Here is a 25,223-nt window from a genome sequence, read left to right as displayed (position 1 = left end):
AAAGGGGCGGCCGGTCAGCGCAGCCGCATCCCTTTTTCGTCGAACAGGTAGGATTTGCGGATGGAAACGGTGACATCTGATGTCTCGGGGACCTTTGCCGCGTCGCGCTGGATCACCACGTCCTCGCCATGGGCCGTCCTGGCGTAGAGAAAACTCGTGCCGCCCAGGTGCTCGACCACGTCGATGGCGACGGTAAGGTCAGCGTCGCCTTCACCGGCAACGCCGAAATGTTCGGGCCGCACGCCGACGATGACCTTGCTGCCCGGCTCGGGCGCGACGCCTGTCAACGGCTGGACGACACGGGTCTTCTCCTCGCCCGCCAATTCGACCACAACGCCTTTTGCATCGCGCCCGACAATATGGGCCTTGATGAAGTTCATCTTCGGTGAGCCGACAAAGCCGGCCACGAAAATATTGTCGGGATTGTCATAGAGTTCGAGCGGCCTGCCGATCTGCTCGATATGGCCGGCGCGCAGCACGACGATCCGGTCGGCGAGCGTCATCGCCTCGGTCTGGTCATGGGTGACATAGACCATGGTGGCGCCGAGTTCCTTATGCAGCCTTGAGATTTCGACCCGCATCTGGACGCGCAGTTCGGCATCGAGATTGGAGAGCGGCTCGTCGAACAGGAACACTTGCGGCTCGCGCACGATGGCGCGGCCGATGGCGACACGCTGGCGCTGGCCACCGGAAAGTTTCTTGGGGCGGCGCTCCATCAATTCGCTGATGCGCAGGATCTCGGCCGCGCGCTTCACCCGCCGCTCGGTGTCGGCCTTGGGGTTGCCGGTCATGCGCAACCCGAAGGAGAGGTTCTGTTCGACGCTCATATGCGGATAAAGCGCGTAGGACTGGAACACCATGGCGATGCCGCGGTCGGCGGGCTCGACATCATTGACCACCTTGCCACCGATCGCGATCTCACCGCCGCTGATGTCTTCCAGCCCGGCGATCATCCTGAGGAGCGTGGACTTGCCGCAGCCCGACGGGCCGACGAAGACGACGAACTCGCCATCGGCGATGTCGATGTTGGCACCGTGGACGACCTCGAACGAGCCGAAGCGCTTGGCGACATTGGTGAGAGTGACGGTTGCCATTCTGCTCCTTATTTGACCGCGCCGGCGGCGATGCCGGCGATGAAATGACGCTGCAGGAGCACGAAGACGATGAGCATCGGCACGGTCAGCATCACCGCGCCCGCCATGATGCCGCCCCACGACACTTTGGTCAGCCCGATCAGCGTGCCGAGCGCCACGGGTGCTGTCATCGAACCCGGCTGGCTGTTGATCAAAAGCGGCCAGAGATAATTGTTCCAGGAGGCGAGAAACAGGATGATGCAGAGTGCGGCCAGCATCGGCCGCGCCAACGGCAAGGCGATGAAGACGAAGATGCGCCACTCCTTGACGCCCTCGACGCGGGCGGCATCGAACAGATCGTCCGGCATCATGGAAAAGCTCTGGCGCATGAACAGCACGCCAAGCGAATTGAACAGCGGCGGCACGATCAGCGCCACCCACGTGTTGGCGAGCTTGAAGTCGCGCGCCACCATGATGAATTGCGGGATCAGAACCACCGCATAGGGCAGCGTGATGGTGCCCAGGATGATGGCGACGACGACGCTTTTGCCGAAGAACTGGTAGCGGGCCAGCGCCCATCCGGCCATCGAGGTCAGAAGCACCGACAGGACGGTGTAGGTCACCGCCACGCAAACGGAGATGATGATGGCGCCGACGAAGTCGGTGTCGCGCTGCAGATTGTTGAAATTGTCGATGAAATTGCCGTGCGGCAACAGTTCGATGCCGGGGCTGAAGATGCCGTTGTCGGGCATGGTCGAGAACACCACCATCATCCACAGCGGAAACAGCCAGATCAGCGCCAGGGGCGTCAGGAAGAGGTGCAGTGCGATGCTTCGTTTCAGTTTTGCCGATGAGAGCGAACTCATTTCGGTTCCCTCGTCAGCCAAAGCTGCACCAGCGTGATCGCGATGGCGAGCCCCGCCATTGTGTAGGCGACGGCCGAGGCGTAGCCGAAATTGAGCGAGCGGAAACCCTGGCGGTAAAGCAGCAGGCCGAGCGTCTCTGTGCCGCCGCCCGGCCCGCCGCGCTCGGTGATCAGGAACGGCTCGGTGAACAATTGCATGGTGCCGATGATCGACAGCACGGCGCAGAAGACGATGACCGGCTTCAACAGCGGCAGGGTGATGTAGAAGAATTGCTTGAGCTTGCTCACCCGGTCGAGCGTCGCCGCCTCGTAGACATCATCGGGAATGGATTGCATGCCTGCCAGCAGGATAATGGCGTTGTACCCGGCCCAGCGCCAGGTGACCGCGATCATGATCAGCGCCATGGCCGGCGTGACATTGGAGAACCAGTCGACCTTCGGCAGGCCGATGCTGTTCAAGAGCTTGTTGACGATGCCGAAATCGAGGCTGAACATCAGCCGGAACACCGCGGAATAGGCGACCTCGCCGACGACGACCGGGGCGAAGAAGGCGAAGCGGTAGAGGCCGCGCGCCTTGAGCAGCGGCGAATTCAGCAACACCGCCATCACCATGGCCAGGGCGATCATCACCGGAACCTGGATGACGAGGATGAGCAGCGTGTTCTTCAGCGCGTTGAAGAAGGCAGGGTCGCCGATGAGCCGGCCCCAGTTGAAACCCGGTGCGAAGCGCCACGGCACGGTACGCGTCGCCTGGAACGAGATCAGGAACGAGGAGATGATCGGCCACACCCAGAAGATGGCGAAGATCAGGAGATAGGGCGTGAGGAAGCGATAGGCCGTGGCATTGCGGTTGCGCATCTTTTCTCCTCCTTCATCCCTGGTGTTCAAGACAAGCGAGCAAGTGGCGGTCCGGGACGGCCCATCTGCCATCCCGGACCCCGTCCCGGGAGGTCAGGACTTGACAGGCAGCCCAGTCGCCGAGGCGATCTGGCTAGCGGCATCGTCGAGTGCCGCCTTGGCGTCGGGATAGCCGCCGGCGAGATATTTGGTCTGCACCGCGCGGACGATGATCTCGGCATCGCTCTGGAACTGCGTGCCGCGGCTCGGAACAACCTTGGGCAAGGTGCCCAGAATATCCTTCCACACCGCCTGGCCACCCCAGTAGGGCAGGCCCTGGCTGACATAGGGGTCGTTCAGGGCCGAGACCAACGAGGGGACAAGACCGAACTCCTTCAGCATCGTGATCTGGCCTTCATTGGTGCCGAGCGTGTATTTCAAATACTCGTAGGCCGCTTCCTTGTTCTTCGACGCCGAGGTGATAGCCAGCGACGAGCCACCGAGATTGGCGGCGCGCGGGCCGTCCGCGGTCAGGCTCGGCATCAGGTAGACGCCCCATTTGCCGTTTTCGCCCGCCGATTCGGTGCGGATAGTGCCCTCGTACCAGCCGCCATAGACCTGGGTGGCGACGGCTCCGGCGGTGTTGTTGGTGATCTTGGTGCCCCAGTCGGCGGACGAGACGATGCCGGCGTCCTTCATCTCCTTGACCTTGGTCATGGCGTCGACGCATTTGGGCTGGTTGACCGTGATCGACTGGCCGTCCTCGGCGAAATAGGCGCAGCCCTGTTCGTTGGAGATCATGCGGAAGAATTCACTGTCGCCGTTGAAATCGGCATTGGTCATCGAGACCCCCGGATTGGCGGCCTGGATCTTCTTGCCGGCGGCGATAAAATCGTCCCAGGTCTTGATCGATGCCGGATCGACGCCGGCCTTCTCATAGAAGTCGCGGCGATAGAAGGCGGCAACCGGGCCGGAATCCCACGGCATCGCATAGGCCTTGTCGCCGACTTCGAGTTCGGTGCGCTTGAAATCGGGGAACTTCTTCTGGTCTTCCGCCGTATAGCCCAGCGTATGCAGGTCGACGAAACAGTCGGGGAACTGGCTCCAGTAATTCTCGGCCTCGCCATTCTCGATGGTGACGATATCGGGCAGCCCTACGCCGCCGGCCGCGCATCCGGCGATCGACTTGTCATAGGTCGGCTGGTTGCCGAGATCCTGGACCGTGACCTTGATGTCGGGATGCAGCTTGTTGAAGCCGGCAACCGTTGCTTTCAGGGATGAAGCGGCAATGTTCCAGCTCCAGATCGTGATTTCGCCGGATTGCGCGAAGGCCGGGGCGGAGCCCAGGGCAAGCGCTAGCGCGGCGCAGGACAGTGTGATGCGCATTGAAATCCTCCCATTTCATTTGCTCTCTCTGTGAGCGTGGCTAGACTAGGCACCGGTAAGGGCCTGTCCCTGACAGAGGGAATATGGAATTGGCGGAAAGTAAGATGCCTGACAGGCCGTTTTACCAGCCCGGCGCCAGCAGCGTTGAGGGTTTCCCGCTGGCGCTGCAGATGTTCCACACCAACCCGCTGGTGATGCTGAAGCCGCATTGGCATGCCCAGGTCGAGGTGAATTTCATCGTCCGCGGCTCCGTCCACTACCGCATGAACGAGCACGAAATATCGCTTTCGGCCGGCGAGATGTGCCTGTTCTGGGGCGGCTTGCCGCATCAGATGGACGATTTGAGCGACGACGCCATCTATGCCGGCGCGCATCTGCCGCTGGTGCATTTCTTTCGGCTGCACCTGCCGGCGGACATACGCCATCGGCTGATGACGGGCGCGACGCTGGTGACCAGCGCCACCGATCAATCCGACAACGACAATTTCGCCCGCTGGAACCGCTATGCCCGCTCAGGCGATCCAGCCAAGGCCGAGCACGCCGTCAACGAACTTCTGCTGCGGCTGGAGCGGGTGCGGTTCGAGCCCTACCGGCTGGTGCCGGGAAACGCCGCCGGGCAGGAAGCGGGCAGCCCCTTCGATCAGCAGTCGTCGCGCAATGTCGGGCGCATGTGCGATTTCATCGCCGAGAATTTCCTCTACGACATCGATTGCGTGAACATAGCGGCGGCCGCCGACATCCACCCCAAATACGCCATGAGCCTGTTCAAGAAATCGACCGGCATGACGCTCAACGAATATGTCAACCTTCTGCGGCTGAGCTACGCGCAGGCGTTGTTGATGCATCAGGACGCCAATGTGCTGCGCGTGGCCATGGATAGTGGCTTCGGCTCGCTCAGCGCCTTCAACAAATCCTTCCGCAAGCTCGCCGGCATGACGCCATCCGACTTCCGCAAGGGACTGGCAAGCGCCAGATAGGCGGGCGCACGGCATGGAAACCAGCCCATCGGGCGGCATTTCTTTTCCTGCGGGAAATCCACATCTGGGCGCTGGACAGGCCGGATTCCCATGCTATAACCCACGCGCTTTCAAGGGGTGCCCACGGTGCCTTTATGAAATCCGGAGCACGAGTTTTCGTTAGCCGGAACAGGCCCAGATAGCTCAGTTGGTAGAGCAGCGGACTGAAAATCCGCGTGTCGGTGGTTCGAATCCGCCTCTGGGCACCATTTTTATATAACAAAACCAATGGCTTATGCGGATGCAGGGCACTATTGCGGCTTAAGTCCAAGAGCCTCGTACGCCTTTGTACCGTCTCCGTACCTTTTCAGAGTCAGCCAGCAATAGCTACAACGGTCAACAAAGTTGGCCGAATAAAGCGCCATGCTGGACGCCACTTCCGAGTCTCTTCACCTATCTCTCGGCTACTTGCGCCTCATTCGGAAGGCGCGCGAGGAGGCGTTAAGTCATCTGGCCCGCTTGGCGGCGAAGGCAAGATCGTAGAAGCCGATGAAACCTACATTGGCCGCGTGGACCGCGATTACCGCCCCCAGCCATGGCCACGGGCGAGAGCTTAGGGCCATGATGCGCGCGCTGATCGTTGTGACCGCGTTGATAACAGCTGCTGGTTGATTGCCACCACGGCGCTCCCATCTCGACACTGCCGGCAGGCGCTCGGCGCCCAGTGGTGCAAGGATATCCACATCCGCTTCTTCGTCGGCGGCGCCCAGGGCGATGCCTTCGGCACCATGGTCGAACTGCCGCCCCAAGAGATAACTAGAGGCCATCGCGATCGACAAGTAACTGGTCTTGCACACGCCCACCTGCGGGCGTGCGTTGTCAGCGCTGGCATCCACTCGATTCTTGCTGAAATTCCGGCTAGCTTGGGCGACAGATGGCTCAGTTCTGGTCGGTGAATCACAATCAGACCGCCCGTCAAGACATTGATGGGCAGCACCTTTGGTCCCCCAAGACCGAGAGCAATGGCGCGCGAAATGAGTTCCACAACAATATGGGCCGTGCGCCGCCGGGCGACCGATCAATTGGCTATATGGGCAGGATAGCGATTTCGCCTTCACCGCTCCGAACCAATGGAGTTCGGAGACACCGGAACTTTTTGGAATCAAGAGGGATGATTTCTGCCGATCTTTTGGATACCATATTCCCCTTCGATCCTTCCCAAAACGACAACAAGGTGTCTCGGCCCGCTCCCGCCGAGGCGATATTCGCCAATCCAACAAGTTTCGGACTAAGACAATCGGAAAGCCTGTCTGAAAGGCATTCCACAGAAGTAATACGTATTAAAAATGGCGGCTCATTTTTCAAAACCACGATGGTTTCGAAGCCGGCGCGTCGCTCACGGTCCTCAAGGCGAGAATTCTAAGAGACGTTCAACAATGACCCAGCACGCAGAAAATGCTCGAATTCTTATGTACAGCCACGACACGTTCGGGCTCGGTCACTTGCAGCGCTGCCGGACGATCGCGCATTCGCTGGTCGAGGATTTTCGCGGACTTCAGGTGCTTATCATTTCGGGTGCGCCTATCGCTGGCGCCTTCGACTACCGCGCCCGTGTCGACTTCGTGAAGATCCCCAGCGTCATCAAGCTGCGCAATGGCGAATACACCTCGCTGGAAAAGGATATCGATCTGCATGAGACGCTAAGGATGCGCCAGTCAATCATCCGCCACACAGCCGAGACCTTCCGGCCGGATATCCTCATCGTCGACAAGGAACCGCTCGGCCTGCGTGGTGAGATTGAGGATACGCTGTCCTACCTCAAGACACGGGGCACCACGCTCGTGCTGGGCCTGCGCGAGGTGATGGACGCGCCGCATCTGCTCGAAGCAGAGTGGGCACGCAGGGATGTGATGCGCAAGATCGGCCTGTTCTACGACAAGGTCTGGGTCTACGGGCCGCCGGATTTCTATGATCCATTGACCGGCCTGGATGTGCCGCCGGCTGTCAGAGCAAAGATGAAGTTCGTGGGTTTCCTGCAACGGAGCCTGCAGAAGAACGAGTTGCCGGGCCACCGGCCCGAGGGTGACTATATCCTCGTTACGACCGGTGGCGGCGGTGACGGCGGTGAGTTGATTCACGACGTCATCGATGCCTACCAGCAGGATCCGCAATTGCAGCATAGGGCGCTGATCGTGCTTGGGCCTTACATGCCGGCCCGCAAGCGCAACAAGCTGCTCAAGAAGGGGTCCAAGATCCCGTATATCAAGATCATCGAGTTCGACAACCGCATGGAAGAGCTGATTGCCGGCGCCAAGGCGGTGGTGGCGATGGGCGGTTACAACACCTATTGCGAGATACTGTCTTTTGACAAGCCGGCGCTGATCGTGCCGCGCATTAAGCCCCGCGAGGAACAACTGATTCGTGCACGGCGCGCCGCCCAACTTGGCCTCATCGAGATGCTTTTGCCGGAAGAAGCAGAGGATTCTCAGCGGTTTGCCAATGCACTGGAAGTGCTGCCAAACCGGCCCCGCCCATCGCAGAGCAATCCGCATCTGACGCTGGAAGGGCTGCCTCATATTTCCGAAATCGTCGCGGAACTGCTCGACCGGCGGGCCGGCCATCACCTTTCGGTCATTGAAGGCATGAGCTGAGTTGCAACATCGCAAGATCGTCGTGGTTCTGAAGGGCTATCCGCGGCTGTCGGAAACCTTCATCGCGCAGGAACTGCTCGGTCTAGAGCGTTCGGGGTTCGACCTGATACTTGTCGCGCTCAGGCGGCCGACCGACGCAAGACGCCACCCCGTGCATGACGAGATCAAAGCGCCCGTCCATTATCTGCCGGAATATCTGCATCAAGAGCCGCTGCGCGTGGTCCGCTCGCTGTTTGCTTATCTGCTGCGGCCGGGCTTCTGGCGCGCGCTCGGATCGCTAGCTGCCGATATCCCCCGCGACTTTACGCGCAGTCGCGTCCGCCGCTTCGGGCAAGCGCTCGTGCTGGCGGCCGAATGGCCGGAAGACGCGGGGTGGTTGCATGCACATTTCGCGCACACGCCGGCATCGGTGACGCGCTATGCCAGCCAGCTTCGTGGCCTGCCCTGGAGTTGCTCGGCCCATGCCAAGGACATCTGGACTTCGGCAGACTGGGATCTGGCTGGCAAGCTTTCCTCGGCGCGCTGGACGGTCACTTGCACGAAAACCGGGTTCGACCGTCTGAAACAACTCGCTAACGGCAACGCGCGTGTGCATCTTAGTTATCATGGGCTCGACCTTGATCGCTTCGGCAGTTTCGGCGAGGTGCGAAAACAGCATGACGGCTCGGCGCCGGACAAACCAGTTATCGTTCTGAGTGTCGGGCGCGCCGTTGAAAAGAAAGGTTACGATACCTTGCTGGAGGCCCTTGCCCTCTTGCCTGGTGATTTGGCGTGGCGTTTCGAGCATATCGGAGGCGGCGAGGAACTGGAACGGCTCAAGGCGCTGGCGCAAAAGCTCGGACTGAATGGTCGCGTCTGCTGGAAAGGCGCGCTTGCGCAGGAAGAGGTGCTTGAGCACTACCGCTGCGCCGACATCTTCGCCCTGGCCTGCAGGATCACGGCAAATGGCGACCGGGACGGTCTGCCAAATGTTCTCGTTGAGGCAGCTAGCCAGCGGCTTGCCTGCGTGTCCACCGACGTTTCTGGTGTGCCGGAGCTTATATCGCCGGATGAAACCGGGCTGCTGGTGCCGACCGATAGCCCAATTGCCCTGGCACAGGCGCTGGAGCGCCTGATCCGTGATCCCGTGCTGCGCGCCCGCCTCGGCGACGCCGCAGAGCGGCACGTGCGCGGCAATTTCGATCATGTGGCGAGCATTGGACAGCTCAAGGAACTGTTCGAGCGCGAGTGGCGGGCCGCCGAATGAAGCAGCTGCGTGCCTTCCTCTATGTCCAGCACCTGCTCGGTATCGGCCATCTCGCACGCACCAGCCGCGTCGCGGCGGCTCTGGTCGATGACGGGTTTGACGTAACCGTCGTGACCGGCGGAGCGCCGATCGCGGGGTTTCCAGGACTGGGGGTAAAATCTGTCACCCTGCCACCTGTCACCTCCGGCGATGAAGGATTTTCCGGACTTGTCGACCTGCAGGGCAAACCCATCGACGATGATTTCAAGAAACGGCGTTCGGAGATGCTGCTGCAGGCATTCCGGGATTGCAGGCCTGATATCGTCATTGTCGAGGCGTTTCCATTTGGACGTCGGCAGATGCGTTTCGAACTCTTGCCGCTGATCGAGGCCATCGACGCGACGTCGCCCAGACCGCTGCTGGTGACGTCTGTCCGTGATATCCTTCAGGAGCGCGTCAAGCCGGGCCGAAACGAGGAAACGATCGATCTCATCAACAGGCATTTCGACCTCGTTATGGTCCACGGCGATCCGGCTTTCGCAACCATCGACAAGACATTTCCACTGGCTGGGGCGATCAGCGCCGAGGTCACCTACACAGGGCTCGTTGCGGGAGCGCCATCGCCCGCGGCCTGCGAGCGCTTCGACATTCTGGTGTCGGTTGGCGGCGGGGCTGCCGGAAAGGGCCTTGTTCACTCCACCATCGCAGCGGCGCGGAACGCCAAAAACGGTTGGAAATGGTGTTTGATCACCGGCCCAAACCTGCCGAAAGTCGAGTTTGACACGATCGCACGCGATGCCACGCCTGGCCTGTCCATCTTCCGGTTCCGCGAGGATTTCGCCAGCCTGCTGACCGGCGCCCGCCTGTCAGTCTCGCAGGTGGGTTACAACACGGTCTGCGATGTGCTGCGCGCGGGTTGTCGCTCCCTGCTTGTCCCATTTGCAGTCGGCGGGGAAACCGAACAAACGGTTCGCGCCCTGATGCTCGAAAAACTCGGTCTGGCAACGGTGTTGACCGAAAAGGACCTGACGCCTGAAGGTTTGACCCAAGCGATTGAACAGGCGTTTGGAGGGCCGACACCAGCCTCGCACCGTCTCGATCTGGAAGGCGCGCGTCGCTCGGCGCAGATTCTGCGTGAGCGGTATCGAACCTGGTCCCCGAAATCCTGACGCGGGCCGCGTCTGGGTTGGATTCGTGCAAAGCGCGTCAAACAGTTCCAATCAGCATGAAGCGCGTATATTTTTTGGTCGGCAGTTCACCGGAGAACCGCACCTCCCGTAGCGCCGCCATTGCTTCGAAAGCTGCCTGTGAAGCCACGCAGTTGATATGCGTCGGCTCGCTGAAATAATCATTGGATTGCAGCAGTACGTTCGTCCCTCGCGGAAGCAGGGCAAGCCAGGCACCCAGATCAGCTATGTGTTCGCAGCTCGTGTTGACCACCAGGTTGGGCCGCTCGGCCTCATAGTCGAGCGCGTACATATCTGCCGTCATAGCTCGGAACCGGTCGCCGGCTTCCCGATTGAGGGTCAGGGCGACGGGCGCGACTTCGGGATCGATGTCGATGCTATCGACCGCCGCGATGTCGAAGCGGGCATCGTTGAAAAGCATTGCCGGCAACACGCCATACCAACCACCCAGAACCCATATGCGCCCGAACCGGCCGCCGCAGCTTTCGAACAGCCTGTCGAGCGCCCACATCTTGCAGGCGACCTGCTTGTGGTTGAAGGCGTTGGCGATATCGGTGTTCGGATGCTTGGCGATGACGCGCGCCAGCCCTGCCACGAGAGGGCTTTTGACATAGGCCGCAATTCCTCGGGTGAGATCCAAGGCTTGCTCGTGCCCGTCCATGCCGGCATTGCGCGGTTGCGTGACATCCATCATATTCGCCTTGTATGTTGGGATTTCGGGCGACACAACGCAATCTTGCTGAGCGCAGCACTACTTCCGTGCACTGCAGCTTCGAGCTTGTCATTGGCGACGAAGAAATTGCCGATACGCCATTCGCCAGCAGGTGCTTTTGCATCCATCCTTCCAACTGAGGTCCACAGTCGCATATGGAACCCAGCCTAGCTCGCTATATCTGGACGCACACCAAGAAGCAGCAGGTCTGGATATTGCTGATCGTCGTGCTCTCGATGATCCCGTATTTCATGTCCTTCAACCTGCCGAAGCTGATCGTCAACGGCCCGATCCAGGGCCGCGGCTTCGAGCAACCCGACGCGACCCTGCCATTCATGAGGTTGCACTATAACCTGCCGTTTATTGGCGAGGTCCTGTTCTTCTCCGGTTTTCAGCTCGGCCGCAAGGCGACGCTGCTTGCGCTGAGCATTGTGTTCCTCTTGCTGGTCGTCATCAACGGCCTATTCAAACTCTACATCAACACCTACAAGGGCCGTCTCGGCGAACGCATGCTGCGGCGTATCCGCTTCGATCTTGTCGATCGTGTGCTGCGGTTTCCGCCGATTTACTTCAAGCGGGTGAAATCCGCCGAAGTGGCGACGATGGTGAAGGACGAGGTGGAGCCCTTGGGCGGCTTCATCGGCGATGCATTCCTGCAGCCAGTGCTGCTCGGCGGCCAGGCGCTGACGGCCATGCTGTTCATCATGGTCCAGAACGTCTGGCTCGGAATGATAGCGGTCGTGATCGTGGTGATCCAGATCGTGCTCATCCCGCGAATGCGGCGGCGGCTACTCGTGCTCGGGCGCCAACGGCAATTGACGGCGCGCGCGCTTTCGGGCCGGGTTGGCGAAATCGTCGACGGCATCGGCGCGGTTCACGTCCACGATACGTCAAACTACGAGCGCGCCGACATAGCTGCCCGGCTCGGGCTCATCTTCAAGATCCGCTTCGATCTTTACCAATGGAAATTCATGGTAAAGTTCCTCAACAATTTTCTCGCGCAGCTCACGCCCTTTCTGTTCTACATGATCGGCGGGTATCTGGTCATCGGGGGCCGGCTGGACGTCGGCCAACTCGTGGCCGTGATCGGCGCCTACAAGGACTTGCCCGGACCGATGAAGGAACTGATCGATTGGGATCAGGATCGGCAGGATGTCCAGGTCAAATATCAGCAGGTCGTTGAACAGTTTACCGTCGACAACATCATTGCGCCGGGAATCGGAGCACTGACGATCGACGATCCCGGTCCGATGACAAACCCACTGTCGGCGGTCGGTCTGTCCATGGCAGACGATGGCGGTGCAATGCTCCTCAACCGTATCTCCATGCAGGTCAAGCCGGCTGAGACGGTGGCGCTGGTCAGCACCCCAACAGGTGGAGCGGAGGCGCTAGCAGAAGCCTTCGCGCGGCTGAACTGGCCGGACAGTGGAAGGGTCACTTCGGGCGCCGACGACCTGCTTGAACTCCCCGAAGCAGTGACCGGCCGGCGCATGTCCTACGCCTCGTCGGATGTTTTCCTGTTCCAGGCAAGCCTCCGCGATAACCTGCTCTACGGGTTGAAACATGCGCCGCTGACATCGGTGGCTTATGATGGCGCCGCGGCAGACCAGCAGCGCTGGAACCTCGAGGAGGCGCGTCGGTCGGGCAATCCGGATCTCGACATCCACAGCGACTGGATCAACTATGCTTCCGCCGGGGCTACCGGACCGCACGACCTCTTTGAAGCCGTGCGCCGGGTGCTCGACGCGGTTCTTCTGTCGCGCGACATTCTGGATCTTGGCTTGCGCTCTTCGGCAGACCTCACGCGTCACACGAAGCTTGCCGGGCGGATCGTCGAACTGCGTGCGGCGCTGCGAACCCGGCTGGAACAGGAAGGGCTGCGCGAACTGGTGGTTCCTTTCGAGCCGGGCGCTTACAACACGGAAGCGACGATCGGCCAGAACCTGCTTTTCGGCGCTGCCGCCGGCCCCGAACTGGGCGACAAGGCCCTGGCGGCCAATCCCTATTTTGCTTCCGTGCTGAAGCAAGCCGGCCTCGACCGCACGCTCTACGAAATGGGCATGGAGATCGCCGAACAGGCGATCGAGCTGTTTGCCGACCTGCCGCCCGATCACCAGTTCTTCCAGCAGCTCGCCTTCATGAGCGCCGAGGAGATCCCCACCTACGAGACCTTGCTGCAGCGGCTCAAGAACCGTCCCTACGAGGCGGTTTCGGAGGCCGACCGCGCCATGATCATCACCTTGAGCTTTGCCTATATCGAGCCCCGGCACCGCTTCGGCCTGCTGACCGACGAGCTGATGAGCAAGATCGTCGCCGCACGCAACCAGTTCTATGAAAACCTGCCGCCCGAGCTGCAAAACGCGATCGAACGGTATGATCCCGCCAAATACATCGCCGCGGCCACCGTCATGGACAATGTCCTGTTCGGGCGTGTGGGCAACAACCATCCCGATGCGCCGGACCGCATACGCTCCATCGTCTATGAAATTCTTGACGAGCTGGGGCTTTATGCCGAGCTTCTGGATGTCGGCCTGGATTTCAACGTCGGCGCCGGCGGCAGGCGGCTGACCGGTGGACAGCGACAGAAGCTCGATGTTGCCCGGGCCCTGCTCAAGCGTCCCGATTTTCTCATTTTCAACCGGCCGCTGTCGGCGCTCGATCAGCGCATTCAGGACAAGGTGCTGCGAAACGTGCTCGAGGAAGCCAGACGCGACGGCCATTCGCCGGCGATTGTGTGGGTCGTGACGAGTCCGGCAATGGCGATAGGGTTCGATCGCGTTATCGTCTTTGACTCGGGTCAATTGGTGGAAGACGGTACACACGAGACGCTTTTGGCAGGGAACGGTATCTTCAAGGAACTTCTGTCATAGTCTGGCAGACGCGAATTTAGGAAGGTTTGCGACAATGCTGCTCAAGGATGAAGTTGGAATGCTGCAACGCGTTCCCTTGTTCTCTGGCATTGAGCCGGCCAAGCTCAAGCTGCTCGCGTTCACATCCGATCGCGTGAACTACAGCGCCGACCAGATTCTTTTCCGGCAGGGCGACGAGGCAGACGCCGCCTATGTCATCCTTTCAGGCAGGGCGGATATTCTGGTCGATTCCGACAGCGGGCCGATAAAAGTTGCCGAACTGATGCCAAATTCGATCGTCGGCGAGATCGCCATATTGTGCAACAGCTCCCGCACTGCCACCGTCAGAGCGGCAAGTGATCTGGAGGTTTTGAGAATCCGCAAGGATCATTTCCTGAGGCTTATGAAGGAGTTCCCGGAAATGACGATCGAGATATTGCGGGTTCTTGCCGATCGGCTGAGCCATACGACGGCGGATCTGATCGACGCACGAACCGCCTAGAGCCACGATGGGCGAAAAGTAGTATGGACGACGATTTTTTCCTGGTCAGGTTTTGGGGCGTGCGCGGCAGCATTGCGGTATCCGGGCCGGAATTCGTTCGCTATGGCGGCAACACAAGCTGTATTGAGATGCGATGCGGCAAGCATACGCTTCTATTCGACGCGGGCTCTGGCCTGCGGCCTGCCGGCAGGGCGTTTCAGGCGGCGGATGTGACCGATTTCGACCTGCTTTTCACTCATTGCCATTACGATCACATCATCGGGCTGCCGGCTTTTGCGCCGATCTTTGACCCGAGCGTCAAGCTTACCCTTTGGTCCGGGCATCTTGCAGGACGCATGACGACCCGGCAGATGATCGATGAGTTCATCCGGCCGCCGTGGTTTCCGGTGAAAATGGACGTCTGCAAGGCAAAGCTCGACTGCCGCGATTTCGTGTCCGGAGACGTGCTTCGGCCGCGCGAAGGGGTGGTGGTTCGGACCGGCAGCCTTACCCATCCGGGCGGCTGCATAGGCTACCGGGTCGAATGGGGCGGCCGCGTCGTGGCGGTGATCACGGACACCGAGCACGAGACGGGCAAACTCGATCAGTCGGTGCTCGGCCTGATCGACGATGCCGACCTCGTCATTTACGATTGCACCTACACCGAGAAGGAATTGGAACGCCGCCGCGGTAACGGCCACTCGACATGGCAACAGGGCGTCAAGCTCTGTGAGGCGGCCGGTGCGCGGGGGCTCGCGCTGTTTCACCACGATCCAACACGCACCGACGAGCAACTGGACGAGATGGAGAAACTGGCCAAGGACAGGTTTGCCGGCGCGTTTGCCGCGCGGGATGGCCAGACCCTCGAATTTACAGTCTCATCGCATAAAAAGCGCTGAGCTGTTTCTTCTACCGGCGCTGCGCGCGATCAATGTCCTGATCGGAAGCCATGCGCAGGCTTCAGTCCGTGCGGTGACTGCGAACAGCCGTTCGAGGAAAAGCCACGCCGATTCATCATGTACGAGATGGTGGGTGAGCAGGCCGACCGGTTCGTCGTCGAATGCATGCTGCAAGTGCGCGATGATAGCCTGAACCAATAGGCCGTGATCGCGGCAGCCGCGCGTGCCATGCCAATCCATGATGTCGACATTGCTGTTGATGACCGCCAGTGGAGCCGGCTTCGGCGGCCCATAGACCGACAATGCCGCAAATCCTATCGATCCAAGGTCGGATACCAGGCCGGCGTCGATCCTGTTCCAGGGTGGCACCAGCATCGGAACGGCACGTGCGCCGTGCAGGCCGGTTACGTGCGCCAGCCCGCGAGCCAGTTCATCGAGCACGGCCTCGCGTGGCCGATGGGCGCCGAGTTCCTGCTTTTTCTGACCCTCAGGCGCATGATTTCGATGCACCCAGCCATGGATGGCGACCGTGGCATGCGGCGCCTCGTCAAGCCGGGCGACAAGCTTCTCATCAGTGAGCGCCGGAATGACGGCCAGAGTGACCGGAACCGCGAATTCACCCGTGAGGTCGAGCAGCCGATCAAGCGCAGGCGTCGGATCCACGGCATCATCATCGCGCAGCCAGAACTCTGCCTTACGACCCGCCCGTTGCCGGCCCGCCAGTTCTTCCACCAAGGGCTGCCAGATCCGATCGGACGATGTCATGAAACCGGGACCCTCGGAAGAAGTTCGGCCAGATGCGCCGCTGCAACGCCGAGGGAACGTTCTTCAAGGATGAAACGTCTGGCTTCTGCAGCCATGATGGTTCTTTCGTCGTTACGGGCAAGAAGCCTTTCAATGGCAGAAGCGAACGCCGCCACATCGCCCGGCGGGGTGAGAAACCCGGTCTGGCCATCTCGCACGACTTCCGGCACGCCGGCGATGTCCTGAGCCACCACCGGAAGGCCAGCGGCCTGTGCTTCAAGATAGGCAACGCCATAGGCCTCGCCGTAACCCGGCCAGACGTAAATTCCTCCACCGTAGAGGACATCTGGCACGGCGGCTGGCTCAATCGCGCCAAGCCATTCGATACGGTCGGCGGCAAAGCCGGCGAATTGCGCCTTGACCTCGTCATGGGCAGGCCCGTCGCCGACGACCGACATGGTCCAGGGCAGGTGGCCGATCAGACCGAGCGCTTGCGCCAGCATGCGATAGCTTTCGACTTTGTCGCCCGGGCGCATCATGGCAACGGCAACGAGGCGCGTCGGACAACCTCGTGCCGGCATTTCCTGGAATACCGATGTGTCGATAAAGGGCGACAGCATATCAAGAGCGACCCCGGGTATCGCATCTGCCAGTCCCTGACGATCCCTTTGCGTGAAGCAGATGTTCAGCGCCGCCTGTTCGACGGCTCGCACCACCAACGCTTGCGTATCGGCCCACAAACCGGCATTGCGCCGCCTCGAATAGGAAGCTTCCGCCGTCACATAGGGGACAGCAAAGGTCGACGCCAGCTCGGGCCCGATCAGGTCGGGCGCTTTGTAATAGGGATGATAGCAGAACCATAGATCGGGCTTGCCGTCACGATCCCAGAGCCTGGTCAGCCGCGCGGCTTCCTCTCGGGCCTCTATCTTGAGCGCATCGAAACTTTTCGGCTCCGGTTCGCGTAGATAGAAGCGCAATTCGGATGCCAGTTCGACGCTGTGTCCTCCATGTTCCAGCGCCTTGACCAGCGTGCGTGCCATCTGGCGGTCGCCGGAGGCAACGGAATGATTGGGTGACTTCAGCGGCGCGTAGAAGGCAATTCGCATTGCGCGACCCTATCATCGGAAAGCATGCGCAAGCAATTTCGAAGCATCATCGACTTCACCTTCAAGCAGTGGAATGTGCTATCTGATGCTCATGGAAACAGCTGCCGCGTCGGTCCCGTTTATCGCTTCTCTACCTGTCTTCGCAAAGTTCGAAAGCGTTGCCGATATCGACAACTATCGGCCTCTCCCCGATGGCTGGGCGCTGGCCACCGCCGACATTGTCGGCTCGACCAAGGCGATCGAGACTGGACGCTATAAGACAGTCAATATGGCCGGCGCCAGCGTCATTTCGGCCCTGCTCAATGCGCTGGGTCGGCAAGATCTTCCCTTTGTCTTCGGCGGCGACGGGGCGCTCGTCGCATTTCCCGGCTCGGCAGTGGAGACCACCCGCAACGCGCTGGCGGCTGTCCAGAGATGGGTGGCGGACGAACTGGACCTAACCCTGCGTGCCGCAATCGTGCCGATAAAGGATATTCGAGCGCAAGGCCTGGACGTTCGCGTGGCAAGGTTCCAAGCATCCGATGCGGTTTTCTATGCAATGTTCGCCGGCGGTGGCGGCAGTTGGGCGGAAGCCGAGATGAAAGCGGGGCGCTACCGCATTGATCCTGCGCCGGCCGGCGCACGGCCGGATCTGACCGGCCTCTCCTGCCGCTGGAACCCGATCGAAACCCGGCATGGCGAAATCGTCTCGATCATAGCCATACCGGGGGCGTCGCGCGACCTGCGCGGTTTTCAGTTTCTGGCATCTGACATCATCGCCCTTGCCGGCAGGCAGGAACGCGATGGCCACCCGGTGCCGGTGAACGGGCCGGATTACAGCTTGCTGCCCGCCGGCCTCGATATTGAGGCGCGGGCCACGGCGCCGGCAGGACGGCGGTGGCTGTCGAAGCTGTGGATAGTGTTCCTGATGACGCTTACGGCCATCACCGACAGATACGGCTGGACGATCGGCAGTTTCGATCCGAAGATCTACAAACGCGACGTGGCCAGCAATTCGGATTTCCGGAAATTCGACGACGGCTTGAAGATGACCATCGACGTTGACGCTGATGTGTTGCAACGGATCGAGAACCGGCTGAAACAGGCGGAAGAGGCGGGCATCTGCAACTATGGCCTGCACCGCCAGAAATCGGCCTTGATGACATGCCTCGTCGCCTCGCCGCTGCAGCGCGATCACGTTCATTTCATAGATGGTGCCGCCGGCGGCTATGCGATGGCTGCCGCAAGCTTGAAGGCAAAGTTGCCGGTCTGATGGCGGCTTGCGAGAATCCATTTTCCGCAATATGCCTCGGGCATGGTTCCTGGGACCATGGTAAGCCGCGCCTGGCAGCGACCAGCCTATCCGAATTAACGGGAAAGCAGATTTTTGGACGCTTCACGATCGGCATATGACCGTCTGCTGAACCGTATCTCGACGCACGCCGCGCAGGTCGGCGTGATCGGATTGGGCTATGTCGGGTTGCCGCTGGCAATTGCGGTCGCACGCGCCGGCTTCCCGGTTTTCGGCTTCGACATCGAAGCCCAGAAGGTCGAGAGCCTGAACAACGGCCAATCCTACATTGAGGCGGTGACGTCGACAGACCTCGCCGGCCACGTGGCGAGTGGACGGTTCCGCGCGACGGCGGATTTTGCCGAACTGTCCGTCTGCGATATCATCATCATCTGCGTTCCGACACCGCTGACGAAAAACCGTGAGCCGGACCTCTCCTTTGTCAGGAACACGACTGGCGTCATCGCAAAGCATCTGCGTCTCGGCCACCTCATCGTGCTGGAATCTACCACCTATCCCGGCACAACCGACGACGTGATCAAGCCCATACTGGAAGAAACCGGCTTGCAGTCGAAGATAGACTTCTTCCTCGGCTTCTCGCCCGAACGCGAGGATCCCGGCAACCGCAACTTTGAAGTCGCGACGATCCCCAAGGTCGTGGCAGGTGACGGCATTGAGGCGGCGACGCTCGTGCAGGCTTTCTACCAAGGCGTGGTCAAAACCGTCGTTCCGGTTTCCAGCACGGCGACCGCCGAGGCAGTCAAGCTGACGGAAAACATCTTCCGTTCGGTCAACATAGCGCTCGTCAACGAATTGAAGGTCGTGCTCGGCGCGATGGGCATCGACATCTGGGAGGTGATCGAGGCGGCCAAGAGCAAGCCCTTCGGCTACATGCCTTTCTATCCTGGCCCCGGATTGGGCGGGCACTGCGTTCCGATCGATCCCTTTTACCTGACGTGGAAGGCGCGCGAGTATGAACTGCCGACCCGCTTCATCGAGCTGGCGGCAGAGATCAACACTGCTATGCCGCGTCATGTGGTCGATGAACTGGCGAAAGCGCTGGACCGGCGCTGCGGCAAGGCGCTCAGCCGCTCGCGCATTCTCATCATAGGGCTCGCCTACAAGAAGAATGTGCCCGATATCCGCGAAAGCCCCTCATTGCGGCTCATTGAACTCATCGAGGAATGGGGCGGCAAGGCGGAATTCCACGACCCGCATGTTCCCGATATTCCGACCACACGAGAGCATATGGCGATCAAGGGGCGCCGCTCGGTCGAATTGACCGAGGCGGCCTTGAAGGATTTCGATGCTGTCGTCGTTGCAACCGACCATGACGCGATCGACTATCAGACAATCGCTGATCACGCCGTTCTGATCGTCGACACACGCAATGTTTTTGGCCGTCTCGGGCTGCTCCGAGAGACGGTGGTGAAGGCCTGACGGCGTCCCAGCCGGCAAATTTTTTGCCCGGATGTCAGGATCGTGATTGCACTCCAGCCGCAGCTTCGCCACATAACGCCACAAGACATGAATGCAGTTAAGCCTGTCCTTGGTTGCAAGGACGGTCATTCGGGTAATTCCTTCGCCGTTCTGCCGCCGAAGCCGACCCCGTTGACTTTGGGCATCTTTGGCACGCTGGCGGACTGTGTTATGGCGGATCGAAGGATAATGGCTCCGTCTTCGACGGGTTTCGAGGTGGTATGAGCACGGCGCAAGCAGAAATTTCCACAATTCTCATGGATAAGGTTGCCGACTGGCTGACTCAGTCGGCGCTGGCGGGCAACGAGCTGGAAACATTGGTAAAGGGGTTTTGCGAACGGCTGGCTGCTGCCGGCCTGCCGTTGAAGCGGGTGCATTTGAGCTTTTCGATGCTTCATCCGCTTTATGACGCGCTTGGCTTCACCTGGATTCGCGGCCAAGGCATGGAAGTGGAAGGCTTCCGCAAAAAGGACGGCGTTCATTCTGACAGGTTCCTGACCAGCCCATACTACTATCTGCTCAGCAACAAGCTCGACCATCTGCGGCGTCGGCTCGACCCGTCGGTCCCGTCGGAATTTCCTGTTTTCGATGAACTCAGGCTTATGGGCGTGACCGATTACATGGCTTTCGTCCATCCCTTCAACGGCAATACCAGTCAGGGCATGATCGGGTCCTGGTCTACCGACAGTGCTTCAGGTTTCAGCGAGAGCATGATTTCGGCGCTGCTGCGTATCCAAAACCATCTCGCCATCGCAACCAAAATGGCGGTGCTCACCAAGTTGGCCGACAACATGATGACCACTTATCTCGGCGGCGACGCCGGCAGACGCGTGCTGGACGGCCAGATCAAGCGCGGCGAGGGCGACACAATCCGGGCCGCACTGGTCATGGCCGATATGCGCGGGTCGACAAGGCTTGCCGAAACTTCCGGCCGCGAAATCTACATCGATACGCTGAACCAGTTTTTCGATGCCATTGCTACACCTTTCAATCGCAAAGGCGGGCAGATCATGAGTTTCATAGGTGATGGCTTCATTGCCGTCTACCCTTGTGAAAGACATCGCTCGCATTCCGAGACCGCCTGCCAGTCTGCTCTGGCGGCAGCGCACAAGGCCATTGCGCGCATGGTGGATCTCAATCTGCGAAGGAAGGAAAAGGGGTTGTCCGACATAAAATTTGGCATCGGCCTGCATGTCGGCAACGTGATGTTCGGCAATGTCGGGCTTACCGACCGGCTCACATTCTCTGTCTTCGGCTCGGCTGTAAACGAGGTCCAGCGCCTCCAGACCCTGACCAAGAAATATCCGCACCGCGTTCTCGCCAGCAAAGACTTCGCCAGCTATTGCGGCGCCAGCAGCTGGCTGACGCTCGGCAGCGAGGAACTGGCGGGGATCAAGCAGAAGCTGACGGTGCTTTCACCCGATCTGTCGGGCGCTCTCGCACTCGATGAAGACGGTGCGCTGGAGCCGATTTACGACCGGAGATCGGAGGCCGAGCAGGTCATGCTGCTTCATCGCGATGCCGCACGGCAGTCGGCGGGCGACCCGAGGAAGCTCCAGTAGCCCACCCCAATCTGATCCGAACGCCTTTGGTAAGCAGTCCGGTCGCCGGTTCCGCCGCAGGCGACCGTGTCGAATCCAAGTTGCTCTAGACTGGCAATGCGCTAGTCTCTCGCTTTCTGGACGTTGCCAGAGTGGGGCTGGTGTGAGAATGAATTCGGGCGTTGATCTACTACGGGTCGAAGATCTTGGCATCTCTTTTGCCATTATCGGGGGACCATTGCACGCCGTCAGGCGCGCAAATCTTCGCGTCCTTCCCGGCAAGGTTACCGCGCTTGTGGGCGAGTCCGGTTCCGGAAAATCGGTTCTCAGCCAGGCAGTGATGGGCATTTTGCCGAACACAGCCCATGTTCGTGGCCGTATCCTATTTTCCGACCCTGAAAAGCCCGGCACGACACAGGATATCCTGCAGATGCCGCGTGATGGACCCGAAATCCGGGCGTTGAGGGGCAGCCGCATCGGCAAGATCTTTCAAGAGCCGATGATATCGCTTTCGCCGCTGCACACGATCGGCAACCAGGTCAGCGAATCCCTGCAGATTCATACGCCGATGGCTCGGGCAGAGCGCAAGGCGCGGACCGAGGAAATGCTCAGCCTTGTCGGCTTTCCCAATCCCAAGCGCGCCTACGACATGTATCCGTTTGAACTTTCGGGGGGATTGCGTCAGCGCGCCATGATCGCCATGGCGCTTATCTGCCGGCCCGCCCTGTTGATCGCCGACGAGCCGACGACGGCGTTGGACGTCACCATCCAGGCGCAGATCCTACAATTGCTGCGCGGGCTTCAGACCAAGCTGAACATGGCGATGCTGCTGATCACGCACGACCTCGGCGTTGTCGCCAATGTCGCCGACGAGGTGGTGGTCATGTACCATGGCGAGATCATGGAAGCGGGACCTGTCGAGGCGATATTCCGCCGGCCAGGTCACCCTTACCTGAAGGGCCTGATGGCAGCTGTTCCGCATTTCGACCTGAAGCCGGGCGAGAGGCTAAAGGCGCTCCGCGAGGTGCCGGTGAACGTCGGCACCCTGCTGGGCAAGCAGACGGCGCCGGCATCGAAGGGGCCGGACGACATCCTGTTGTCGGTCAGAGATCTGACAAAGGTTTTTACCATCCGCAAGTCCGGATGGTTCGGCGGGGATCGTCAAACCTCTATTCGCGCCGTGGACGGCGTGAGCTTCGATATCAGGCGGGGCGAGTGCCTGGGCCTGGTCGGCGAAAGCGGTTGCGGCAAAACCACCGTCAGCAAGATGCTCATGCGGGCTGTCACGCCTAGCGGCGGCTCTGTGATCTTCAATGGCCGCGATGGACCGATCGACGTATTGGGAGGCGACAGAGACGCCCTGCGCCTGCTGCGCGCGAAAATCCAGATGGTCTTCCAGGATCCGGTTTCGTCGCTTTCACCTCGCATGACGGTGGAAAATATCTTGAGCGAGCCGCTGGAAATCCATCAACGTGGCAATGCCGCGTCCCGACTAGCCACCGTCAAGAGCCTGATGCAGGCGATCGGGCTCGATCCGCGCTTCATCAAGCGTTATCCTCACAGTTTCTCCGGCGGGCAGCGTCAGCGTATCGGCATCGCGCGCGCGTTGGCCCTGGGGCCAGAACTCCTGATCTGCGACGAGCCGGTTTCGGCGCTCGATGTCTCTGTCCAGGCGCAGATCCTGAACCTCCTGAAGGACCTGCAGAAGGAACTGGGCCTGACCTACCTGTTCATATCCCACAATCTGGCGGTGGTGGACTACATGGCGGACCGCATCGCGGTGATGTGCGGCGGGCGTATCGTCGAGCTTGCGCCGCGCGAAATTCTGCTCAGGAAACCGGTCCACCCCTACACGCGCTCACTGGTCGCCGCAGTCCCTTTCCCCGATCTCGACCGGCCGATGGATTTCAAGACGCTGAAGCTCGGCGGCGCTTCCGACGCCAGCGCATGGGGACCGCAATTCCACGACGAGGGCGAAGAGGATGTGCTGTCGCCGCTCGATCTTGGCGGCGGTCACCTCGTGCTGGCCCGCCGTTCGGCCGATCTCAGCGAGCTACGCCTGTGATCAGCCGGCGCACCGTCCTTGGGCTCATGGCTTCGGCATTTCTGCCGGGCACGTCTCGCGCTGGCGATCTGGAGCCGGATTTTCTTCAGCCGCAGCTGAAAGCCAGGGCGCTGCCGGCACTCGCCGAACGCCTGCCCAAGAGCCCGCGCGTATTGAATCTCGCTGCGATGGGCCGGCAACCCGGCCAGTATGGCGGCACGCTGCGTACCATCATAGGCAGCCAGAAAGATATCCGGATGATGACGATCTACGGATATGCCCGCCTGGTCGGCTATGACGAAAAGCTTAACTTGCAAGCCGACATTCTCGAAAGCTTCGACGCAGCGGATGATCGCATCTTCACGTTCAAGATTCGGGAAGGGCATAAATGGTCCGATGGCAGCCTGCTGACGCCGGAGGATTTTCGCTATTGCTGGGAAGATGTCTGGCTGAATGATGAGCTTTCGCAAGGCGGGCTCGCCCCTGCCCTGCTGGCGGACGGCAAGCCGCCACGTTTCGAGATCGTCGATCCGTTGACTGTCCGCTATAGTTGGGAGGCGCCCAATCCCGACTTCCTGCCCAAGCTTGCCGCTGCTTCGCCGACACCGCTTGTTTTGCCGGCCGCCTATCTCAAGCAGTTCCACAAGAAATACCAGGATCCATTCCGGCTCGCCGGCCTGATGAAGGAGAATCGGGTCCAGAAATGGACGCTCCTGCATATCCGCATGTCGCGGCAGTATCGCCCGGAGAACCCGGAGCTGCCGACGCTCGATCCCTGGCAGAACCGGACCAAGCCGCCGGCTGAGCAGTTCATCTTCGAGCGAAACCCGTTCTTTCATAGAATAGACGATGATGGCCGGCAACTGCCCTATGTCGACCGGATTGTCATGAATGTCAGCTCGTCAGCGATCATTTCCGCCAAGACCGGTGCGGGTGAGAGCGATCTGCAAAGCATGGGAATTGACTTCGCCGATTACTCTTTTCTGAAGGATGCGGAGAAGCGCTATCCGGTGAAGATGCATCTGTGGAAACGCACACAGGGTTCGCGGCTGGCGCTGTTGCCCAATCTGAATTGTGGCGACCAGGTGTGGCGTGGCCTTTTTCGTGACGTGCGCGTGCGCCGCGCGCTTTCCCTCGCTGTGGACAGGCGCGAGATCAATTTGGCCGTGTTCTACGGATTGGCGCAGGAAAGCGCCGATACGGTCCTGCCGGAGAGCCCGCTCTACCGGCCGGAATTCGCGAACGCATGGATCGCCCATGATCCCAACCAGGCCAACGCCCTTCTCGACGAGGTCGGGCTTCAAGCGCGCGACGATGATGGCCTGCGGGTACTTCCCGATGGACGCCCCGCGCAGATCATAGTGGAAACGGCCGGCGAAAGCACGCTGGAAACCGACGCGCTCGAACTCATCACCGATCACTGGCGCCAGATCGGCATCGCCCTGTTCGTCCGGACTTCGCAGCGCGACATCTTCCGCAGCCGCGCACTTGGCGGCCAGATCATGATGTCGATGTGGTCGGGCATCGACAATGGCGTGCCGACCTCCGACATGAATCCGTACCAGCTGGCCCCCACCATCGACGACCAGCTGCAATGGCCGCTCTGGGGCACTTACTATCTGTCCCATGGCACGATGGGTGAGGCGCCCGATCTTCCTGAAGTGGTCGAGTTGATGGCTTTGCTCAAGCGCTGGAACGGATCGACCGAGGCCGCGGAGCGCGCCGAGATCTGGAATTCGATGTTGTCGATCTACACCGATCAGGTGTTTTCGATCGGCACGGTGAACGGAACGCATCAGCCGGTTCTGGTGTCCTCGCGGCTGCGCAATCTGCCTGACAAGGCGCTCTACGGCTATGACCCGACCGCCTATTTCGGTGTCTACATGCCGGATACATTCTGGCTTGGAGAGTCCTGAGC

General features: G+C 60.4%; 19 protein-coding genes, 1 tRNA gene and 1 pseudogene. 14 read left to right on the top strand and 7 right to left on the bottom strand.

The features are described from left to right. Positions 1-14: 14 nt before the first annotated feature. From O7A70_RS05370 to O7A70_RS05355, 4 genes are all read right to left on the bottom strand, one after another. Positions 15-1,094, bottom strand: coding sequence for an ABC transporter ATP-binding protein (locus tag O7A70_RS05370; RefSeq protein ID WP_337139448.1), 1,080 nt, complete (start codon positions 1,092-1,094; stop codon positions 15-17). Between the two features lie 8 nt (positions 1,095-1,102). Then, positions 1,103-1,939 carry a carbohydrate ABC transporter permease gene (locus tag O7A70_RS05365; RefSeq protein WP_337139447.1) on the bottom strand — a complete coding sequence of 279 codons (837 nt, stop codon included), beginning with the start codon at positions 1,937-1,939 and terminating at the stop codon, positions 1,103-1,105. Beyond that, positions 1,936-2,796: a carbohydrate ABC transporter permease gene (locus tag O7A70_RS05360; RefSeq protein ID WP_027146570.1), complete on the bottom strand. Its 861-nt coding sequence runs from the start codon at positions 2,794-2,796 to the stop codon at positions 1,936-1,938. Before O7A70_RS05360 ends, O7A70_RS05365 begins: the two co-directional genes overlap by 4 nt. Before the next feature lie 93 nt (positions 2,797-2,889). After that, entirely contained in the window at positions 2,890-4,161 is a 1,272-nt protein-coding gene (locus tag O7A70_RS05355) for an ABC transporter substrate-binding protein (RefSeq protein WP_140504757.1), read from the bottom strand. A 104-nt stretch (positions 4,162-4,265) separates the two neighbouring features. On the opposite strand from O7A70_RS05355, the gene O7A70_RS05350 reads away from it, so the two are divergent. From O7A70_RS05350 to O7A70_RS05325, 6 genes and pseudogenes are all read left to right on the top strand, one after another. After that, the gene (locus O7A70_RS05350) at positions 4,266-5,138 is read left to right on the top strand and encodes a helix-turn-helix domain-containing protein (protein ID WP_140713384.1); all 873 of its coding nucleotides are present in this window, start codon (positions 4,266-4,268) and stop codon (positions 5,136-5,138) included. Between the two features lie 172 nt (positions 5,139-5,310). Then, a tRNA-Phe gene (locus O7A70_RS05345) sits at positions 5,311-5,386 on the top strand. Between the two features lie 416 nt (positions 5,387-5,802). Beyond that, positions 5,803-5,911: pseudogene (locus tag O7A70_RS34165) on the top strand (substrate-binding domain-containing protein); the annotation flags it as partial. Positions 5,912-6,553: 642 nt separating this feature from the next. Next, on the top strand, positions 6,554-7,768 hold the full coding sequence (locus O7A70_RS05335; protein WP_337139446.1) for a glycosyltransferase family protein: 1,215 nt from the start codon (positions 6,554-6,556) through the stop codon (positions 7,766-7,768). A 1-nt stretch (position 7,769) separates the two neighbouring features. Then, entirely contained in the window at positions 7,770-9,014 is a 1,245-nt protein-coding gene (locus O7A70_RS05330) for a glycosyltransferase (protein WP_337139444.1), read from the top strand. After that, entirely contained in the window at positions 9,011-10,162 is a 1,152-nt protein-coding gene (locus O7A70_RS05325; protein ID WP_337139443.1) for a glycosyltransferase family protein, read from the top strand. The genes O7A70_RS05330 and O7A70_RS05325 overlap by 4 nt, the downstream gene beginning before the upstream one ends. Before the next feature lie 37 nt (positions 10,163-10,199). On the opposite strand, the gene O7A70_RS05320 is transcribed toward O7A70_RS05325, so the two are convergent. Continuing rightward, the gene (locus O7A70_RS05320) at positions 10,200-10,874 is read right to left on the bottom strand and encodes a class I SAM-dependent methyltransferase (RefSeq protein ID WP_442921159.1); all 675 of its coding nucleotides are present in this window, start codon (positions 10,872-10,874) and stop codon (positions 10,200-10,202) included. A 173-nt stretch (positions 10,875-11,047) separates the two neighbouring features. Between O7A70_RS05320 and O7A70_RS05315 the strand changes: the two genes are divergently transcribed. Genes O7A70_RS05315 through O7A70_RS05305 form a run of 3 tightly spaced genes read left to right on the top strand, consistent with a single transcriptional unit; the run spans position 11,048 to position 15,121 of the window. Beyond that, positions 11,048-13,762, top strand: a complete 2,715-nt coding sequence (locus O7A70_RS05315) for an ABC transporter ATP-binding protein (protein ID WP_337139441.1) — start codon at positions 11,048-11,050, stop codon at positions 13,760-13,762. A gap of 34 nt (positions 13,763-13,796) precedes the next feature. Further along, positions 13,797-14,243: a cyclic nucleotide-binding domain-containing protein gene (locus tag O7A70_RS05310; RefSeq protein WP_337139440.1), complete on the top strand. Its 447-nt coding sequence runs from the start codon at positions 13,797-13,799 to the stop codon at positions 14,241-14,243. A gap of 23 nt (positions 14,244-14,266) precedes the next feature. Continuing rightward, on the top strand, positions 14,267-15,121 hold the full coding sequence (locus O7A70_RS05305; protein WP_337139439.1) for an MBL fold metallo-hydrolase: 855 nt from the start codon (positions 14,267-14,269) through the stop codon (positions 15,119-15,121). Here O7A70_RS05305 and O7A70_RS05300 read toward each other — a convergent pair. After that, positions 15,101-15,886, bottom strand: a complete 786-nt coding sequence (locus tag O7A70_RS05300; protein WP_337139438.1) for a polysaccharide deacetylase family protein — start codon at positions 15,884-15,886, stop codon at positions 15,101-15,103. The genes O7A70_RS05305 and O7A70_RS05300 overlap by 21 nt on opposite strands. Beyond that, positions 15,883-16,971, bottom strand: a complete 1,089-nt coding sequence (locus tag O7A70_RS05295; RefSeq protein WP_337139437.1) for a glycosyltransferase family 4 protein — start codon at positions 16,969-16,971, stop codon at positions 15,883-15,885. Before O7A70_RS05295 ends, O7A70_RS05300 begins: the two co-directional genes overlap by 4 nt. 73 nt (positions 16,972-17,044) lie before the next feature. Between O7A70_RS05295 and O7A70_RS05290 the strand changes: the two genes are divergently transcribed. The 5 genes from O7A70_RS05290 (at position 17,045) to O7A70_RS05270 (ending at position 25,221) form a co-directional block, all read left to right on the top strand. Beyond that, positions 17,045-18,223, top strand: coding sequence for a DUF3095 domain-containing protein (locus O7A70_RS05290; RefSeq protein ID WP_337139436.1), 1,179 nt, complete (start codon positions 17,045-17,047; stop codon positions 18,221-18,223). 114 nt (positions 18,224-18,337) lie between these two features. After that, positions 18,338-19,681, top strand: a complete 1,344-nt coding sequence (locus tag O7A70_RS05285; protein WP_337139435.1) for a nucleotide sugar dehydrogenase — start codon at positions 18,338-18,340, stop codon at positions 19,679-19,681. A 260-nt stretch (positions 19,682-19,941) separates the two neighbouring features. Continuing rightward, complete coding sequence (locus tag O7A70_RS05280) at positions 19,942-21,282, top strand: adenylate/guanylate cyclase domain-containing protein (RefSeq protein ID WP_337139434.1); 1,341 nt, start codon at positions 19,942-19,944, stop codon at positions 21,280-21,282. A 148-nt stretch (positions 21,283-21,430) separates the two neighbouring features. Next, positions 21,431-23,326, top strand: a complete 1,896-nt coding sequence (locus tag O7A70_RS05275) for an ABC transporter ATP-binding protein (protein WP_337139433.1) — start codon at positions 21,431-21,433, stop codon at positions 23,324-23,326. Next, complete coding sequence (locus O7A70_RS05270) at positions 23,323-25,221, top strand: ABC transporter substrate-binding protein (RefSeq protein WP_337139431.1); 1,899 nt, start codon at positions 23,323-23,325, stop codon at positions 25,219-25,221. Before O7A70_RS05275 ends, O7A70_RS05270 begins: the two co-directional genes overlap by 4 nt. The last annotated feature ends 2 nt before the right edge of the window (positions 25,222-25,223 follow it).

It is taken from the genome of Mesorhizobium sp. Cs1299R1N1 (assembly GCF_037179655.1).
In the GTDB taxonomy this organism is placed as follows: domain Bacteria; phylum Pseudomonadota; class Alphaproteobacteria; order Rhizobiales; family Rhizobiaceae; genus Mesorhizobium; species Mesorhizobium salmacidum.
This window is presented reverse-complemented; position numbering and strand designations above follow the sequence as displayed.